The organism is Chryseobacterium phocaeense (assembly GCF_900169075.1).
Lineage (GTDB): Bacteria > Bacteroidota > Bacteroidia > Flavobacteriales > Weeksellaceae > Chryseobacterium > Chryseobacterium phocaeense.
In genome coordinates this window covers 2,131,051-2,149,293 of the sequence record NZ_LT827015.1, presented here as the reverse complement: position 1 = coordinate 2,149,293, position 18,243 = coordinate 2,131,051, and the positions used below count along the sequence as shown (strand labels likewise).

The window sequence follows — 18,243 nt, the reverse complement described above, 5'->3', positions numbered from 1 at the left end:
TTGTTTTACAGGGCTTTTTTGACCCGTAATAATTTCTAAATCCCGTTAAAGATGATCAAAAGAATTGTAGCTAATATAAAGACAGAAGATCTGTCAAAAGCAGACCTTTTTTATCAGGATATTCTGGGGCTTGATATCCTGATGGATCACGGATGGATCAAAACGTTTGGAAATGACCAACAGGCAAAAGTCCAGGTCAGTTTTGCCACTCAGGGAGGAAATGACACGGAAGTTCCTCTATTGTCCATTGAAGTAAATAATGTGGATGAACTCTATGAAAAAATACAGCAGGCCGGCTTTGAGATCACTTACGGAATAACAGATGAAGACTGGGGAGTGCGGAGGTTTTTTGTAAAGGATCCGTTTGGAAATCTGGTTAATATACTTGAACATCGTTAATTTGTAAATAGGCGAAAGGGCAAAAGGGCAAATTTGCAAAAGAGCGAAAAGGCAGATTTGCCTTTTTATTTCAAATCAGAGTATTTTTAGAATTTTTTGGATTGATAAAATCTGAATTCTAGACTGATCATTTCTTTGCCTCTTTGCAAATTTGCCCTTTAGCTTTTTAACAAAAAAATATTATGAAAGCAGAAAAAATTATTCCTGTACTAAGGATTTTTGATTACAAGAAAACAGTTGAGTTTTATATTGACTGGCTGGGGTTTGAAATTGTCTGGGAACATCATTCCGATTATAACAACCCCGTGTATATGGAAATAAAGAAGAATAATATTGTTCTTCACCTGAGTGAGCATCATGGAGACGGAAGTCCGGGGAGCAGAGTCTTTATTCTGGGCGATGGTGTTGCAGAATACCATAAAGAACTCATCGGAAAAAGATATAAATACAATATCCCGGGTCTTGAAAAAACATTTTACGGCACCATAGCGGTTACCGTAGACGATCCTTTTGGGAATAAAATCATTTTCAATGAAGAATTTGATGAAGAAAAACATAAGGACCTGGAATTCTGTTCAATCCATTGACTCTTCAGCCCGTTCTCATAAAAAATCAATCCTCCTTTGGCTTTAGCCGAAACCTAAATGCCAAAACAGATGATCCCAATCATCAAAAAATAATCATACGATAACTACCTTTGCATAATGAAACGTTCAGGAACTGCAGATTTACCATTACACTACGGAAAAGTACCGCCCTGGCTGTATGAACGTATGTCTGCGCTCGGGCTTTCCATTATTGAAGTGATCCTGATGGATTACGGGAAAGATGAGGTGCTCCGCAGATTGGCAGATCCGTTCTGGTTCCAGAGTTTTGGAGCGGTAATGGGTATGGACTGGCATTCTTCCGGCATTACAACATCCGTAATGGGAGCTTTGAAACGTTCCATCAATCCCAATTCCCAGACATTAGGACTTTATATATGTGGTGGAAAAGGAAAGTTTTCGAGAGAAACGCCTGCAGAACTTATTCAGATTGCTGATAAAACCGGTCTGAACGGGCATGAACTGGTAAGAGCCAGTAAACTTTCTGCAAAAGTGGATAATACGGCTATTCAGGATGGTTACCAGCTGTATCTGCATAATTTTATTCTGTCAGACAATGGAAGCTGGAGCGTTGTACAGCAGGGAATGCATGAATCGGACGGAACGGCGAGGCGTTATCACTGGCATTCCGGAAATATCACATCATTTGTAGAAGAGCCACATACAGGAATTAACGGGATCTCCCGCGGAAGAATCGTTAACTTGACAGATGCAGATGCTTCAGAAAACAGAAAAGGGATTCTGGATATTTCGCACACAGATTCCATTAATGTGATGAAGGATTTTTCAAGATTAATTCTTCCTGCACACCATGATGTTCAGGCCTCGGATGTTGATCTGAAAAGGCTTGGAGCTTTGCTGTATGTCACACGCGAGCAGCAGCCTCAGAATTTTGAAGACCTTTTAATGCTTGAAGGGGTGGGGCCAAGGACCATGCAGTCGCTGGCGCTGGTGAGTGAGGTGATTCACGGAGCTCCATCAAGGTTTGCAGATCCGGCAAGATTTTCATTTGCACACGGCGGAAAAGACGGACATCCTTTTCCCGTTCCTACCAAAACTTTTGATGAAAGCATCAGTATCCTCAGAAAAGGAATTGAAAAATCCAAATTGGGAAATTCCGATAAACTGAATACTTTAAATAAACTGCACCAGATTGTAGCTGACACTGAAAAAGACTTCACTCCGGATTTCGATATCCAGCAGGTGATAGAGGAGGAACGCCAGAATTCATGGCGTTTCGGAGGAAAAACCGTTTTCGGGGATGCACAACCTCCCAAGAATCCAAAACCGATCCAGCTTTCTTTATTCTGACCATATACTGACCCGGTTCTTACGTTTGATTTTTAATCTTCATTCGTTTATATCATTTCAGATCATCTTCTTTAACATCCTGAATATTGTTAACGGGTTAAATTCAAAATCTGCTTAATCGGCCAGATCTGCGGGAATTTATTTGAGATGAACTTTATTTCTTAATGAAACTTAATTCCTCAATATCTTTAATCGTTCAAATTAAGATGTATTAATCCTGATCGTTTTCTCAATTTAAAGAGTTTAAAATAATGCCAGTGTTTAATTATTTAGAAAGAATAAAAACAATCATTAACCATACGTAAAATACTGCTTTTTAACGAGATTGAATAATTTGTTTAATTTTATTTATCTCAGATTCAATTAAAAATGATATTTTTAAAGCCTTAAAAAAACACCGACACAATGACTAGTAAAGCTTTAGAGATTTGTTATGATTTCCCGTTTTTCCTTGATGAAGAGCTTGCAGAAATATTCCATGCCCATGAAAAAGTATCGTTCCAGAAAGGAGATATCATTCTTGGGGAAGGAAAGACAGCCAATGAATACTACATTCTCGAAAAAGGACTTGCACGGTCATTTGTCAATGATTTTAACGGCAATGAGGTAACCACCCATTTTTTTGCCGATAACGAGATCATTATTGAAGTTTTGTCCCTTTTCCAGAGGATTCCTTCCCAGGAAAATATTGTCTGCATCACAGACTGTGAATGCTGGAGATTCGATTATGAAACGTTCCAGGAATTGTTCCATAAAATACCTAATCTCAGAGAATGGGGTAGGTCATGGATGTCCCGCGAGCTTTTTGCGTACAAGCAGCGTTCCGTAGAAATGTTTACACTTTCAGCAACCAGACGGTACCTTAATCTTTTAGAACAGAAATCGCAGGTGGTGCAGTTTGCCCCGCTTAAGCAGATCGCATCCTACTTAGGCGTTACAGACACATCCTTAAGCCGTATCCGTAAAGAACTCGTTTCTCATTCAAAGAAAAATTAAATCTTGCCTTATGACAAGTTGATTTTCACACAGGCTTGGTAATTTTGGTTAAAAGTTTAACACCCTAAATATTACCATTATGAAAGCCAACCAAATTTACGTGAACCTTCCCGTAAAAGATGTACAGAGAACAAAAGAATTCTGGACCAAACTGGGATTCCCGATTAATGAACAATTTTCAGACGACAAAGCAGCCTGCGTTGTTCTTAAGGAAGATCATATCTATGCGATGTTCCTGACAGATGAATATTTCCAGACTTTTTCAAACAAGCCTGTTCCTAAAGGTGATACCTCAGAAGTTCTTGTGGCCATCAGCCTGAACAGCCGTGAAGAAGTGGATCAGGTAGTGAATACAGCCCTGGAAAATGGATGCACCCAACATGAGGAGCCTCAGGATTACGGATGGATGTACCAGAATTCCTTCTGGGATCTTGACGGGCACGGCTGGAATATGACTTTTGCAGATATGTCCCAGATGCCCACCGAATTTTAGACACCTGTAAAAAATCTGCAGTATCCGCAAAATCAGTGCGATAAACAAGCGAATTTATGCACCATTCATGATAACAATGTAAAAAAATCTGTGAAAATTTCTGCGATTTGCGGGAAAAAAATATTAACCACAAAAGTCACAAAAGTTTTAGAACACTTTAGTAATTGAAGTTTAATATTAGAATGCATAGAAGTTCACATAAGTATTTGAAAAATCAGAGATTTTATCCAAATTCTTGATACACTTATCTTTGAAAATCTGTGCTTTCTGTGGTTAGAATAAAAAATCCGGAACAATAAAAACCTACTCTAATGGAAACAAAATCAAACGATATTGAAATCGTAAAAGTACAGGTATTTAGCAATTACAAAGTTATTTCATTGAATATCGAAAGCATTACCCACGAAGAATCAATGATCTTTCCTAATGGCGATGTCAATAACATGAACTGGGTTCTTGGACATCTGATTTACATAAGAAATGCTTTCCTGCAAACCATTGGTGAAGAACCGGTCTGGGATGGAGAACAGTTTTCCTGTTACCAGAGAGGAGCAATTCCACTGGAAAGAAAAGATGAACTGGTCTCTTTTGAAGAATTAAAATCATATCTGCAAAAATTCCAGGACAAACTGGAATCAAAACTCAATACCATTGAAAAATTCAGTCCTGAAACTATTAATGATATTGCTATATTCTGTCTCCATGAGGTTTATCACAGCGGACAACTGGGAATCCTCAGACGGATCTTGGGAAAACCGGGCGCGATAAAATAGCAGACTAAAAAAATTAAAAACAACTAAAAAAACAAAAAAATGGACACACCAAAATCAAAAAAAATAGAGCTCATTATTCCGGCTTACAGGATGCATACCCAAAGTTTTCTGAATGTTTTGGATGGAATCTCGGAAGAAGACGCATTGAAAAGAATTGAAGGAAAAACCAATCATATTGTCTGGATGGCAGGAAACTTTCTGAATATGCGTTACGGTCTCGGTATGGTTTTAGGGCTCAAAGACGAAGACCCATACAATGATCTCTTTTTTCAGGGAAAAGCACTGGATGAAAGCTATAATTATCCGAGTTTAGATGAATTGGAAAAGAATTTTCATGATATTTCTCCAAAAGTTTTCCAAAAGCTGCTTGAAGTGACGGATGAAGAACTGGATGAAATTTTCGAGATCGGAATGGGCGTTCCTTTTATCCGTGAAACAAAACTCAACTTTGCAGGAATGTGCATTGGCCGTGAGGATTATTTATGCGGACAGATAGGTCTGATGAGAAGGATTCTGGACTATCCGGGAATGAAATATGATGTGGATGAAACTATAAAATATTAATAATGGTTCCCAAAGAAAAAGGATATAAGTCGGTTAACGGAATCCGGATGTATTATGAAATCTATGGGTTCGGAAAACCTTTGGTACTGATCCATGGCGGTGGCTCATCAATCTTATTTGATTTTAAGGAAATCATTGCCAGGCTTGAAGATCAGTTTCAACTGATTGGTATAGACCTGCAAAACCACGGAATGACTGAACACCGTGATATTCCTGAAACTTTTGAACAGGACGCTCATGATGTGGTCGCCCTTCTCAAAGAACTGGATGTTGAAAAAGCTTCCTTCTGGGGTTTCAGTAACGGAGGGAATACCGTGATGCAGATTGCCCATCTTTATCCCGAAATGACCGAAAAGCTCATTATCGCCTCGTCATTTTATAAAAGAAACGGAATGATGGAAGGTTTTTTCGAAAGTATGGCAGAAGCCACCTTGGAGTCGATGCCGGAGCCGCTTAAAATCAATTTTCTTAATCTGAACCCCGATTTTTCACTGCTTGAAAATATGTTTGAAAAAGACAGCCGGAGAATGCAGACTTTTGAAGACTGGGATGAAAAGATTCTGACCTCCATACAAGTTCCTGCATTATTTATCAGCGGTGATCAGGATGTAATGAAGCCGGAACATGTCATAGAAATGTGGCGTTTGGTCCAGGGATCCAGACTCATGATTCTTCCCGCTACCCACGGTTCTTATATGATGGCTGACTTTGAAGGAAACATAGATTCTGATCTGATCAACCTGACAGCCAATGAGGCGACTAAATTTTTAAACGATTAGTCTTCGTTACGATAACAATTGATGGATAAACGCAAAGATGCAAAAAATCAAAGATTTCCAGCAAAGATTATGATTAAATAAATCTTGTTGTTATCTCAATAATATGGGGACACAATTTTATCGGAGATAAAATCCTCGCGTCTTAAAACGGTTGGTTATTGATAAAATTTGCGCCTCAGCGTTTGAAACAATTGGATAAAATAATTTAAAACAAAGTAAACATTAATTAACAACAATTTTAAAAACAAGAAATCATGGCAAAATTAAATCCGTACCTGAATTTTGACGGGAAAGCAGAAGAAGCTTTCAATTTTTACAAATCTGTTTTCGGTGGAGAATTCCACGGGGAAATCCACAAAATGGGCAATGCTCCGGGGACCGAAAGTCTTTCGGAAGAAGAGAAAAACAGGGTAATGCACATTGCGCTACCTATTGGGAACGATCTTTTAATGGCTTCGGATATTGTTCCGGGCTTCGGACAGACGCTTACCGTAGGAAATAATAATTATGTTTCCATATTTCCTGAATCTAAAGATGAAGCAGACAGGCTGTTCAAAGGGCTTTCCGAAGGTGGAAATGTAGAAATGCCAATCGAAGACCAGTTTTGGGGAGATTATTTCGGAAGTTTTCAGGATAAATATGGTGTTCATTGGATGGTGAACTATAATGAAGAATATTCAAAATAATCTTATCTTTAACTAAATTATCAGGGCAGTTCTACCTGAGCTGCCCTTTGTTTTTCAATATTAAAAAAATAAAACTATGGATCCGATTACAATAGATATCACAATTTTAGCTCCGGTGGAGAAAGTTTGGAATTATTTTAACGAGCCCAAACATATCACAAAATGGAATTTTGCCCATGAAAGCTGGGAATGTCCAAGCGCAGAAAATGATTTGAGAACAGGAGGGAAATTCAAAACAAGAATGGAAGCAAAAGATAAAAGCTTCGGTTTTGATTTTGAAGGATTTTACGATGAAGTGATTCCTTATGCGCTGATCAAATATCATATGGAAGACGGACGCAAGGTAGAAGTTATTTTTGATAAAATAGACGAAAATACCACGAAGGTTACCGAAGTTTTTGACCCTGAAAAACAAAATTCTGTGGAAATGCAGAGAGACGGCTGGTATGCTATTCTCAACAATTTCCACAAATACGTTGAAACCCACTAAAAAACGCATTATCAGTCATGATAAATCTGGTTATAATGGCAAAATGTTTAAGTTCCATTTGTGCTGTTAATCATGTTGTTAAAAAAAATAATAATTTCCTGTCCGGCGTTATTGCAATACCGGCAAGAAGATCCTTGGAAAGAGAAAAAATAGATTCTCTGGAAAAACTTTCGGACTATTCTGAAGAAGAGATCATGAAGCTCCATGGTTTCGGAAAGAACGCGATGGAAAAACTCAAAATTTATATGAAGGAACATGAGATTTCCTTCAAAAACTAATAACAAAAATTACCGGATATTGAAGTCATTGCTGATCATGCAATGATCTATAAAACTATATTGTAACTCCAAAATCTGATTATATGAATAACGATATTTTCCCATGTCTCTGGTTTGATGAAGAATCAAAACAGGCTGCAGAATTCTATTGCGGGGTATTTGACGGAAAAATCACTGCAGATACTCCTGTGGTGATGAACATTGAGCTGTTCGGCCAAAAACTGATGCTGCTGAACGGCGGTCCTCATTTCAAAACCAATCCCTCTGTTTCTTTTATGATCATCTGCAGTACGGAAGACGAAGTTCAGAAATATTGGGACAGCCTTATAGAAGGAGGAATGGCACTTATGGCTCTGGACTCTTATTCCTGGAGCAAAAAGTACGGCTGGGTACAGGACAAATATGGGGTTACCTGGCAGCTGTTTCTGGGTGAGAAACCTGAATCGCAGAAAATAATTCCTACCCTGATGTTTATCCATCAGAATAATGGAAAAGCGATGGAAGCCATGGAATTCTACACAGGAACGTTCCCTAACTCAGGTATTGGAAATGTCCTGAGGTATGGTGATGGCGGAGAAGGCCATCCTATCACTGAACCTGCCCAAAACGTACAGCATGCCCAATTTACCATTGACGGCTACAGTTTCTTCTGTATGGATAATTCTTACGATCATCAGTTTGATTTTAATGAAGGCATTTCCATTGTGATTATGACTGATGACCAGCAAGAAACGGATCATCTCTGGAATACCCTTATTTCAGATGGCGGCAGAGAAAGCATGTGCGGCTGGCTTAAAGATAAATACGGGCTGAGCTGGCAGATTGTACCCAAAAGACTGATTGAACTGATGAATGATCCAGACCGTTCAAAAGCACAGCAGGCAGTTCAGGCGATGATGAAAATGCAGAAAATTGTCATCAAAGAGCTTGAAGAAGCGTTTAATTCTTAGAAGCAAAAAAGCTAAAAGGTAAAACGGCTAAAAACCAAATTTGCGAATTCGCCTCTTCACCTTCTTCGCTCACTTTGCCACTTAGCCCTTTCGCAATTTCGCCTTTTGCCGTTCGGCAATTTTGCCTGTTTACGAATCCGCTCTCTTCGCTTCTTAGCCTTTTCGCGATTTCGCCCTTTTGCCCTTTCACCCTTAATAATAAAATCCTAAATTATGAATAACCATATCTTTCCATGTATTTTATTCGATGGAAATGCCAGAAAATCAGCAGATTTTTATTGTGAGATATTCAACGGAAAAATAACCGTAGACACGCAGGTTGTTGTCAATATTGAAATTTTCGGACAGAAGATCATGCTTCTTAATGGCCCGCCTATGGATAAAAATCCTTCTGTTTCCTTCATGGTCATCTGTGATACGGAAGATGAAGTTCAGACGTATTGGAATAAATTATCTGACGGAGGAACAGCTTTAATGGACCTGGGTTCCTATCCATGGAGTGAAAAATATGGTTGGATAAAAGACCGGTACGGAGTAACATGGCAGTTGTTTTTAGGTGAAAAAGCAAGTGATCAGAAATTGGTTCCTACCCTGATGTTTATTCATCAGAATAATGGAAAAGCGGTGGAAGCCATGGAGTTTTATACCAAAGTTTTTCCAAATTCAGCGGTTGGAGATATTTCCAGGTATAAAGATGGGGGAGAGTCCGGTGAAGACCCGGAGCATGTGATGCATGCCCATTTTACAATTGATGACTACAGCCTGTTCTGTATGGATAATTCCCATGATCATGCATTTGATTTTAACGAAGGAATTTCAATGGTGGTGATGACAGACGGTCAGGAGGAGACAGATTATTTCTGGAACGGCCTTTCCTCGGAAGGAGGAACTGAGCAGGTTTGCGGCTGGGTAAAGGATAAATACGGATCAAGCTGGCAGATCTTTCCCAAACAATCTCTGCAGCTGCTCACCGATCCTGACAAAGGAAAAGTAGAAAAAGTGCTTCAGGCAATTATGAAAATGAAAAATATTATCATCCGGGACCTGGAGGACGCGTTTAATTCTTAGAGGCAAAAGGGCAAAACGGTTAAAAAGCAAATTTGCTTATTTACAAATTCGCTCCTTTACCCTCTTCACTTTCTTTGCCTTTTCGCAGTTTCGCCTTTTTACCTTTTCGCCTTTCCCAACCATTCCGGCTTGCTGTTTGATGCATTTTACATAAAAGATTTGCTTATGAAAACACAGAACAAGTCACAATCCAGATCAAAAGTCCCTAAAGAAGGGGTATTTCCGGAAATTATCAGGAAAGATTATGAGGGAAGCCGGAAGCTTTTAGGAAAAAAAGCTGTTATTTCCGGCGGTGATAGTGGAATAGGCCAGGCCGTAGCTGTTCATTTTGCCAGAGAAGGCGCCGATATTGCCATTATTTACAAAGAAAGTGACAACGATGCAAAAGAAACCCAACGGCTGGTGGAAAAAGAAGGCCGGGAATGTATTCTTATCAAGGGTGATCTGACTAAAAAAGCATTCAGGACAAAATGTTTGGACAAAGTACAGAAAGCATGGAAAAAGCTGGATATCCTGGTGAATAATGCAGGAATCCATACCTCAAAAAACAGTCTTGAAAAGATCTCAGACGATCAGATTCAGGAAACTTTCGATACCAATATTATTTCTATGATTTCTTTTACGAGAGATTTTTTACCGTTGATCAAACCAGGAGGCCGTATCATCTGTACAACGTCTGTTACCGCATACCGCGGAAGTGACCATCTGATTGATTATGCAGCTACCAAAGGTGCTATTTTGGCTTTCATCCGATCTTTATCAACCAATCTTGCTGATAAGAAAATATTGGTTAATGGAATTGCCCCCGGCCCGATCTGGACGCCATTAGTGAAGGAAGCCTTCAGTGATCTTTCAACATTTGGAAAAGATACGCCTCTGAAAAGAGCTGGTCAGCCATCGGAAGTGGCACCGGCTTATGTTTTCCTTGCTTCCAGAGATGCAGATTATATCACCGGCGAAGTGATTCATATTAATGGCGGAGATTTTGTAGGAGGATGAAAATGAGTGATGAGTTATGAGTTATGAGTTATGAGTTGGAAGGACTATTAGTCATATTTTGAAATCTATAGTCTGACATCTGATATCTGACATCTGATATCTGCCATCTGAAATCTAACCTAACATCTAAATAAAAAGAAATGCAAAAACTATTTTTTGAAATCCAGATTGATACACCGCCTGAAAAGGTTTGGGACGTACTCTGGAGCGATATGACGTACAGGCAGTGGACGACCGCATTTACCGAAGGTTCGTTTTACCAGGGAACTTTCGAAGAAGGAAATATAGTAAAATTCCTTGACCCCAATAACGACGGGATGTTCAGCCGTGTTGAAAAAAGTATTCCCAATAAGGAAATTAAATTTCTACACCTTGGGGAAATTTATGGCGGTGTAGAGAAAGAACAGAACTGGGGCGATGCTACGGAAGCCTATTTTTTACAGGAAACAGAAACCGGAACACTACTTAAAATTGAAATCAATACTCCTGATGAGTTTAAGAGTTTTTTTGAAGAAAAATTTCCGAATGCTTTGGGAATCGTAAAAAACCTTTCAGAAAATCAGTTATAAATTATGCTAACCACCAAAATTTAAAATATGGAAACCTTATCTTACGAAATTGAGATCAATGCATCTCCACAGAAAGTATGGAATGTCCTTTGGGATTCAGATTCCTACACTGAATGGACCCAATTTTTCGGTTCCGGCAGTAAAATGAAATCCGACTGGAAAGTCGGCGGAAAAACATACTTCCTTAATGGGGAAGGAGAAGGAATGGTATCAACCATTGACAGCATTGACGAGCCCAACCAGATTATTTTCAAACATCTTGGCATGGTAGATAAAGAAGGCAATGAAGATACGCAGAGCAAGGAAGTCATGGAGTGGAGCGGCTCTTTCGAAAAGTATATCCTGATTGATCTGGATGGAAAGACAAAGCTGCACGCTGAGGTGCAAACTGAAAAAGATTGGGAAGATCATATGAATACCGGATTTTCCAAAGGACTGGAAGTTGTGAAAAATCTGGCGGAAAGTAAATAACTTTTTATGTTTAAAGAAGATGAACCTTATAGATTTCCGGATTTATAAGGTTTATTGTTTTATCTCCCCCTGATTTCGCAGATTTGACAGATGTATGTGAGGATTTCTCACCTTAACATCCTTGATTGGAATAAACTTATGTAAACTTATATGCATTCCCACGTTAAACTTTAAAAATAACTTTAAGTCTTAAAAAACTTTTGCGTCTTTTGTATAGATTTTAAAACAACTAAAGCATGAAATTACTCACCATCCTTTTCGCCACCTTCATTCTGGCTCTTCTGGGCACTTACATAGCTGAGGGAAAACCTGATTTTTTATTTTCAGGAAATCTGGGAATGGCTGTGTTTATTATATTCACCGGATTGTCACACTTTAAATTTCAGAAAGGAATGGCCATGATGATTCCTGATTTTGTGCCGGGCAAAATGTTCTGGGTATATTTCACCGGAGTTCTTGAAATTGCAGCGGGAATTGGACTGATGATTCCAGAAATAAGGAAACTTACCGCAGTTCTGCTGATTATTTTTTATGTTTTGGTATTTATAGCCAATATCAATTCTTCACAGAAAAAAATCAATATTTTTAAAGCAGATTATACCGGTCCGGGTATGCGTTATCTTTACCGGGAGAGAATTCCCATGCAGCTTATTTTAATTGCTTGGACGTACTACTTCGGTATTTACTTAAACTGATGATCTGTAGTAAATAAAATTTTAATAATTTACTATTTGTTATTTTTTTTATATAAATAAATTTTTTTGATGAATTTTTTGTATATCATGTAACATATTTGTATTAAAACTGTCTTATTTGATATAAGATTAGTTTTTAAAATCCAGATGTACAATTAACCAAAAAATAAGTTATGAATCTAAATGCAAAAATTTTTGGTGCGGCCCAGGTCGTACTGTCAGCAATTATGATTAATGCACAAACTTCAACGGCTAAACTGCCGGGCGACCCTACACTTCCTTCTTCCAAAGAAAGCCTTGAAAAAATGGTCTCTTTTGATAAAGGGAATTTTAAGTATAAAGTAGAAGACTATTTTGCAAGACCCAATGCATCACAGTTCAAAATTTCACCGGACGGCCAGTATCTTTCCTATAAAGAAAAAGATAAGGACAAGAAAAACCATGTCTACATAAAAGAGCTGAAAACCGGAAAAATTACAAAAGCAATTGTAGAAAAAGATGATCTTATCGGAAGCTACGGCTGGTTAGACAAAAAAAGACTGTTCTACACCCAGGACAAGGGCGGTAATGAAAATACGCATATGTATGCCGTAGATATTGATGGCAAAAACCTGAAAGATTTAACCCCATTTGAAGGGGTAACCCTGAACTACGCAGATATTATTAAGGATACTGAATTTGTAATTGTGGCCCTTAACAAGAACAATAAGCAGATCTTTGAACCTTATAAAATAAACTTCAATACCGGGGAAATGACCCAGCTTTATGAAAATAAAGACGTTAATAACCCTATTGACGGCTATCTTTTTGACAAAGATGGAAATATGAGAGGCTATACCGTCCTGGAAAACGGTCTGACTACGAAAACCTATTATAAAGACCTCGCAACAGGTAAATTTAACCTGATCAAATCAACGGACTGGAAAAATACATTCAGTATTATCGGCTTGAATGATAATTCCAAAAATAAGGACGAGGCTTATGTAGTAACCAATCTGGACAGTGATAAAACGAGAATAGTGCTGTATGATCTGAAGAAAAATGCGATCATCAAAGAGGTATATTCCAATCCTGTATATGACGTAAGTTCTATAAGCACTGCGCGTAAAAACAGAAATTATGAACTGGATTATATCAGCTATACTGGTATTAAGGGAGAAATAATCCCTGTCAGCAAATTTTATAAGGAAGTTCATGATAAATTAAAATCTGAATTCAAAGACAAGGAATTCTCAGTGGTATCTTCCGATGATAACGAAAACAAACTTTTAGTAGTGGTAGGCAGTGATAAACTCTACGGAACTTACTATGAATACGATACAAAATCCAAACAGCTAAAACTTCTGTATAACCTGATGCCACAGCTGAAAGAAGAAGATATGGCAGAAATGAAGCCTATTGAATTTAAAAGCAGGGACGGTCTTACCATCAGAGGATATATTACCTTACCGAAAGCAGCAGCAGATGGTAAAAAAGTTCCGTTAATCGTTAATCCTCACGGAGGTCCGCAGGGAATCAGGGATGAATGGGGATTCAATCCTGAAGATCAACTTTTTGCGAGCAGAGGGTATGCAACGCTACATGTGAATTTCAGAATTTCCGGTGGGTATGGAAAAGAATTCCAGCACATTGGTTATAAGCAGATCGGAAGAAAAGCAATGGATGACGTGGAAGACGGAGTAAAATATGTGATAGAACAAGGTTGGGTGGATAAAGATAAAATTGCTATCTACGGAGGAAGCCACGGCGGCTATGCTACACTGATGGGACTCATCAAAACTCCGGATCTTTACGCCTGCGGAGTGGATTATGTAGGAGTTTCCAATATCTTCACCTTCTTTGAGTCCTTCCCGGAATACTGGAAACCTTACAAAGAAATGGTAAAACAGATCTGGTATGACCTTGACAATCCTGAAGAAGCAAAAATTGCGAAAGAAGTTTCTCCTGTATTCCATATCGATAAAATCAAAAAACCGTTATTTGTGGTTCAGGGAGCCAATGACCCTAGGGTAAATATCAATGAATCTGATCAGATTGTAAAAGCGATCCGTTCAAAAGGAGTTGAGGTTCCTTATATGGTAAAATACGATGAAGGGCACGGATTTAAAAAAGAACCAAGCAGAATAGAGCTGTACAGATATATGCTGGGCTTCTTTGCGGAGAACTTCAATAAAAAATAAATAAATAAAATCAAATCAATATAATCGGGGAGTGTAATGCTTCCCGTTTTTTATTGAGAAGTTAGAGGTTAGAAATTAGATTTTAGACATCAGACATCGGACATCGGACATCAGATTTCAGATTGAGGCTGAGGATAAGACTAAGGCTAAGACTAAAATTGAGAGATACTTTTTGAATATAGAAAAATCACCTTCTGTTTGCTTTTCCGGCACAAGTACTCTCTGACCCTCAAACCCTCTGCTCTCAAACTTGCATCCAGCAGGGAAAATTCAACAATCAATAATTTTTTTTAAATTTATTAAAGTAAAACCAAAAGACAGATCGTCATAGCAGTATGGAGGTTGTCGAAGAAATAACAATGCCACAGGAGGAGAAAGCAAGTATCATCTCACAAACCGTTTCAAAGTACGGAGGAAAGCTGATGTCCTATATTCGTCCGAAAGTGAAAAACACTGAAGATGCGGAAGATATTCTGCAGGAAGTGTGGTTTCAGTTCAGCAGTCTGACCAATCTTTCTGAGATTGTGAATGTGGGCGGCTGGCTGTACAGGGTAACAGCAAATAAAATTACGGACCGTTACCGCAAAAAGAAAACAGAAAATCTGGAAGATTTCGTGTATGAAGATGAGGATGGGAGCTTTTCCATCAAGGATATCCTGTTGCTGGATGAAAGCGCCGGTCCTGAAGTCAAGATGTTTCAGGATGAAATCTGGAAAAAACTGTTTGAGGCATTGGATGAACTTCCCGAAAAGCAAAGACTGGTTTACGTAGAAAATGAACTGAACGATAAAACCCTGCAGCAGATTGCAGATGAACAGGGAGAAAATATCAAGACCATTATCAGCAGGAAAAATTATGCTGTGAAGCATTTGAGAAACAGACTCCAGAAATTATACGAAGATTTAAATAGTTAGTAAAGAAGAAAGTTATGAATCATAAACACAAAAAAGGCTGGATATTTTTATTGTTATGTCCGCCGCTTATTCTCGCCGCCGTTACCTTTATTGTGATGTGGCTTTGGAATTGCCTTCTTCCCGATATCCTGGGGGTGAAAACCATTACATTCTGGCAGGCAATGGGAATACTGATCTTAAGCAAGATCCTTTTTGGAGGCTTCCATTTCGGAAAAGGAATGAGAGACTTTAAAGAAAGAAAGATGAGAGAAAAAATGGCCGGGCTGTCTCCCGAAGAACGGGAAAAATTCAAGGAAATATGGAAAGACAGATGCTCAGGCGGATTCTTCAACAGAAACAACAGATAATTAAAAATTTTAAGAAGTAGTAAAGTAAAATTGAAATTCATCCGTCTCTATAAGAAACAAGAAGTAGTAAAATTTAAAATTTTGAAAAAATGAAAAATTCAGCGTTAAAAGGAGCTCTAGGAGCATTAGCTGTGGTAGGTGTAGCATTGGCTGCCAAAAAAATAGCCCAGAGAAAAAGATTTATGAAAGGTATTTTTAATGAATATGGAATCAAGGAAAAGTCGCCTTTCGGTCTTGCCGATAAAATCAGAGAAATGAATGATGAGCAGTATCAGGAACTGAAAGGGAAATTCAAAAAAGAATTCTCTTCAAGATGCTGCAAAATGAACGATACTGCAGAAGCATAAGCAGTAAAACTAAATGGAAATTGTTAAATTCCGGCGCGGGAAGCTTCGCTTCCCGCGCCGGAATCTTTTTTTAGGAAATGGTGGCTTCGAGGCCCTCAGCCACCCATCAATCGGGAAACTAACAGAGATTACAACGTACACAATTGAACATAACATATTATAGATTAGGTTACGGGTTGTAGATCATAGGTGGCTTAGGCTCTCGAAGCCACCCGGCAATTAATAATTCAGGAAAACAAATAAATCCTTATTTTTGCATAGCTCAATGAAAGATTACTACTATTTTCTCGGGATTTCTCAGGATGCTTCAGAAGAAGACATCAAAAAAGCCTATAGAAAATTATCTTTAAAATACCATCCTGATAAAAATGATAATGATGATTTCTTTGCCGGACGTTTCCGTGAAATCCAGGAGGCGTATGAAATATTGAGTGATAGTGGAAGGAGACGTACCTATGATCAGAATCTGGAAAACCATCAGAAAAGTTTCAGATATCATGTTCCGCCTTCTATTAAAACATTTACGGCGAATAAAGTTCATGCAAAAAAAGGGGAGGAGATCATCATTAACTGGCAGACGAGCAATGCCGATGTGGTGAAAATACTGCCTTTTGGCCTTGAAAAGCCTTTCGGAGAAAGAATTTTTAAGATCACGGAATTTAAGGATGGAAAATTCCAGCTTCTGCTTCATGCGACCAATTCATTGCTGCACAAAACTGCCGTGCAGGGAATTACCATTACAGAGGTATTTGAGAGTGATGGTGCACAATTCAAGAACAGTGTGGAAGAAATGTTTAAGCCTCAACCTCGAACGCGAATCAATACATCAGGTCAGCCAAAGATCATGATGCTGATCTGGGGTGTTCTTATTCTGGCTGCAGCCATTTATTTTTTAGTGAAAAACTTCGGATAGTTTAGGCCATCTTTTTTCTTCCAGGGCACTTCTTGCATCTTTTTCCTTTCTTGAACTTCTTGCAGCAGGATTTCTTTTCACAGAACATATCTTCATTATTGAATGCATATACTGGAGTCAATGGTGGTACTTTAAAAGGGACAATCATATTCATGCTGCAAATATATTAATTTAGAATAAATATAATTAATAAAATTTCATAAAAAAACAGGCCTGAAAAACAGACCTGCTGTATACTGCATTAATTAAAAGAAAATGAAACGGAAAACTGAATTCTGAAAGCTTCCGCCTGACCGTCTCTCACATTTTCTGCTTTGCCGTAGTTCCCCTCAGCACCTAACCTTAAGTTTTTATCCAGCTGGTAAACAAGATTGATCGATGCATTTTGAAAACACCTCATAATCTTCCTGTTCGTCATGTGTTTTTCTCCCTATTTGAGAATAGCTGTAGTATGCAGTCGAGCTCCACTTAGGAGCCCACAAATGCTCATAAATACCTATGATATTGAAAAGAGCCAGAGTTTCCAGTTTATTGGTTTCCGGGTTAAAAACGGCATCATAACCTGATCCGCTTAAAGCCTGGTTATTTCTCGAAAATCCGGTTCCATACGAGGTCTGAAACCTGATGTTATCGGAATTAATTGATTTTCTGAACGAGATCAGCCCTCCGAAGCCTGTAGCTGTATATGTTTTACCGTTTTCAAAATTAACAGGCAAAACGATGCCTCCGGCTTTGATATAATCTCTGCTGTTTCCATACCGGTATAAAGCTGTTAAGACGGGGATTAAGTTTTTCTTCTTCCATTTATGGTGGGCTTCAGGTGTTGTAATGCTGATTTCACCTGGGTCTTCCAGAGAAAATGATACCTGCCCTTTTTCAGAAAGCTTTTTTGAGTAGCGGATCTGGAAGGATCTTGAAAGCATTACACCATTAGGACCAACGAAATCAAATATGTTGGGAAAAATATCAACATCCGCAAAATTGCTCCAGGTCTGGCCAGCCAGCCAGTTTTTCCATTGTATATAACCTTGCCTGAACCTGGGAGAAGTCGTTCCGTTGGGAGCCATAAAATCAATTTCTAAATAAGCGGAAAGACCTGAATCTCCGGATGAATGGGATTGTCTTATTCCTATTCCGATCTGTGATTGCTTTACACTGTAGTGGCTGCTTATGGAATGATGCTGGGGAATAGCAATCGTAGGGCTGATAAAACCGTCTTTAAATCCTACGTCCTGAAAATCGAGCATAGCATCTGCCTGTATAAATCCTTTTAAATAAGCAGACCATTTTTTTCCGGATGTGCTGGGTGGGGTATTGGCGATTGTTATCTGTGCATGAGTTTTTGTCTGAATTGAGATAAGGGCCATCGTGGCGAATGCCGGGATCATAGCTCCGTTCCGTTTTCTTTTCGTCATT

General features: G+C 38.6%; 23 protein-coding genes. 22 read left to right on the top strand and 1 reads right to left on the bottom strand.

Translation table 11 applies throughout. From position 1 onward, the window contains the following. Nucleotides 1-51 precede the first annotated feature (51 nt). From B7E04_RS16550 to B7E04_RS16440, 22 genes are all read left to right on the top strand, one after another. Complete coding sequence (locus B7E04_RS16550) at nt 52-399, top strand: glyoxalase superfamily protein (protein ID WP_080779611.1); 348 nt, start codon at nt 52-54, stop codon at nt 397-399. Nucleotides 400-581: 182 nt separating this feature from the next. Continuing rightward, nucleotides 582-986, top strand: coding sequence for a glyoxalase superfamily protein (locus B7E04_RS16545; RefSeq protein WP_080779610.1), 405 nt, complete (start codon nt 582-584; stop codon nt 984-986). Between the two features lie 117 nt (nt 987-1,103). Further along, the gene (locus tag B7E04_RS16540; protein ID WP_080779609.1) at nt 1,104-2,315 is read left to right on the top strand and encodes a DUF763 domain-containing protein; all 1,212 of its coding nucleotides are present in this window, start codon (nt 1,104-1,106) and stop codon (nt 2,313-2,315) included. Between the two features lie 405 nt (nt 2,316-2,720). Further along, complete coding sequence (locus tag B7E04_RS16535) at nt 2,721-3,311, top strand: Crp/Fnr family transcriptional regulator (RefSeq protein WP_080779608.1); 591 nt, start codon at nt 2,721-2,723, stop codon at nt 3,309-3,311. A 79-nt stretch (nt 3,312-3,390) separates the two neighbouring features. Continuing rightward, complete coding sequence (locus B7E04_RS16530) at nt 3,391-3,804, top strand: VOC family protein (RefSeq protein WP_080779607.1); 414 nt, start codon at nt 3,391-3,393, stop codon at nt 3,802-3,804. Nucleotides 3,805-4,115: 311 nt separating this feature from the next. Then, nucleotides 4,116-4,577, top strand: a complete 462-nt coding sequence (locus B7E04_RS16525; RefSeq protein ID WP_080779606.1) for a DinB family protein — start codon at nt 4,116-4,118, stop codon at nt 4,575-4,577. Nucleotides 4,578-4,616: 39 nt separating this feature from the next. Further along, the gene (locus B7E04_RS16520; RefSeq protein ID WP_080779605.1) at nt 4,617-5,141 is read left to right on the top strand and encodes a hypothetical protein; all 525 of its coding nucleotides are present in this window, start codon (nt 4,617-4,619) and stop codon (nt 5,139-5,141) included. Between the two features lie 2 nt (nt 5,142-5,143). Then, complete coding sequence (locus tag B7E04_RS16515) at nt 5,144-5,920, top strand: alpha/beta fold hydrolase (RefSeq protein ID WP_080779604.1); 777 nt, start codon at nt 5,144-5,146, stop codon at nt 5,918-5,920. A 254-nt stretch (nt 5,921-6,174) separates the two neighbouring features. Beyond that, a complete protein-coding gene (locus B7E04_RS16510; RefSeq protein WP_080779603.1) occupies nt 6,175-6,606 on the top strand; it encodes a VOC family protein in 432 nt (143 codons plus the stop codon). Between the two features lie 76 nt (nt 6,607-6,682). Further along, entirely contained in the window at nt 6,683-7,096 is a 414-nt protein-coding gene (locus B7E04_RS16505) for an SRPBCC family protein (protein WP_080779602.1), read from the top strand. A 35-nt stretch (nt 7,097-7,131) separates the two neighbouring features. Then, a complete protein-coding gene (locus B7E04_RS16500) occupies nt 7,132-7,374 on the top strand; it encodes a helix-hairpin-helix domain-containing protein (protein ID WP_228439968.1) in 243 nt (80 codons plus the stop codon). Nucleotides 7,375-7,457: 83 nt separating this feature from the next. Then, complete coding sequence (locus tag B7E04_RS16495) at nt 7,458-8,324, top strand: VOC family protein (protein WP_080779600.1); 867 nt, start codon at nt 7,458-7,460, stop codon at nt 8,322-8,324. A 213-nt stretch (nt 8,325-8,537) separates the two neighbouring features. Then, nucleotides 8,538-9,392, top strand: coding sequence for a VOC family protein (locus B7E04_RS16485; protein WP_080779598.1), 855 nt, complete (start codon nt 8,538-8,540; stop codon nt 9,390-9,392). 165 nt (nt 9,393-9,557) lie between these two features. After that, a complete protein-coding gene (locus tag B7E04_RS16480; RefSeq protein ID WP_080779597.1) occupies nt 9,558-10,391 on the top strand; it encodes an SDR family oxidoreductase in 834 nt (277 codons plus the stop codon). Nucleotides 10,392-10,531: 140 nt separating this feature from the next. Beyond that, on the top strand, nt 10,532-10,960 hold the full coding sequence (locus tag B7E04_RS16475; RefSeq protein WP_080779596.1) for an SRPBCC family protein: 429 nt from the start codon (nt 10,532-10,534) through the stop codon (nt 10,958-10,960). 27 nt (nt 10,961-10,987) lie between these two features. Further along, a complete protein-coding gene (locus tag B7E04_RS16470) occupies nt 10,988-11,431 on the top strand; it encodes an SRPBCC family protein (RefSeq protein ID WP_080779595.1) in 444 nt (147 codons plus the stop codon). Nucleotides 11,432-11,667: 236 nt separating this feature from the next. Beyond that, a complete protein-coding gene (locus B7E04_RS16465) occupies nt 11,668-12,126 on the top strand; it encodes a DoxX family protein (RefSeq protein WP_080779594.1) in 459 nt (152 codons plus the stop codon). Nucleotides 12,127-12,299: 173 nt separating this feature from the next. After that, entirely contained in the window at nt 12,300-14,306 is a 2,007-nt protein-coding gene (locus B7E04_RS16460; protein ID WP_080779593.1) for a S9 family peptidase, read from the top strand. 335 nt (nt 14,307-14,641) lie between these two features. Continuing rightward, entirely contained in the window at nt 14,642-15,220 is a 579-nt protein-coding gene (locus B7E04_RS16455; RefSeq protein WP_062647821.1) for an RNA polymerase sigma factor, read from the top strand. Between the two features lie 14 nt (nt 15,221-15,234). Beyond that, on the top strand, nt 15,235-15,567 hold the full coding sequence (locus tag B7E04_RS16450; protein WP_080779592.1) for a hypothetical protein: 333 nt from the start codon (nt 15,235-15,237) through the stop codon (nt 15,565-15,567). 89 nt (nt 15,568-15,656) lie between these two features. Next, a complete protein-coding gene (locus B7E04_RS16445) occupies nt 15,657-15,914 on the top strand; it encodes a hypothetical protein (RefSeq protein WP_080779591.1) in 258 nt (85 codons plus the stop codon). A 265-nt stretch (nt 15,915-16,179) separates the two neighbouring features. Further along, nucleotides 16,180-16,827: a J domain-containing protein gene (locus tag B7E04_RS16440; protein ID WP_080779590.1), complete on the top strand. Its 648-nt coding sequence runs from the start codon at nt 16,180-16,182 to the stop codon at nt 16,825-16,827. 350 nt (nt 16,828-17,177) lie between these two features. On the opposite strand, the gene B7E04_RS16435 is transcribed toward B7E04_RS16440, so the two are convergent. Next, nucleotides 17,178-18,242 (bottom strand): DcaP family trimeric outer membrane transporter, encoded by a 1,065-nt coding sequence (locus B7E04_RS16435; RefSeq protein ID WP_080779589.1) that lies wholly within the window; start codon nt 18,240-18,242, stop codon nt 17,178-17,180. Nucleotide 18,243: the final 1 nt, after the last annotated feature.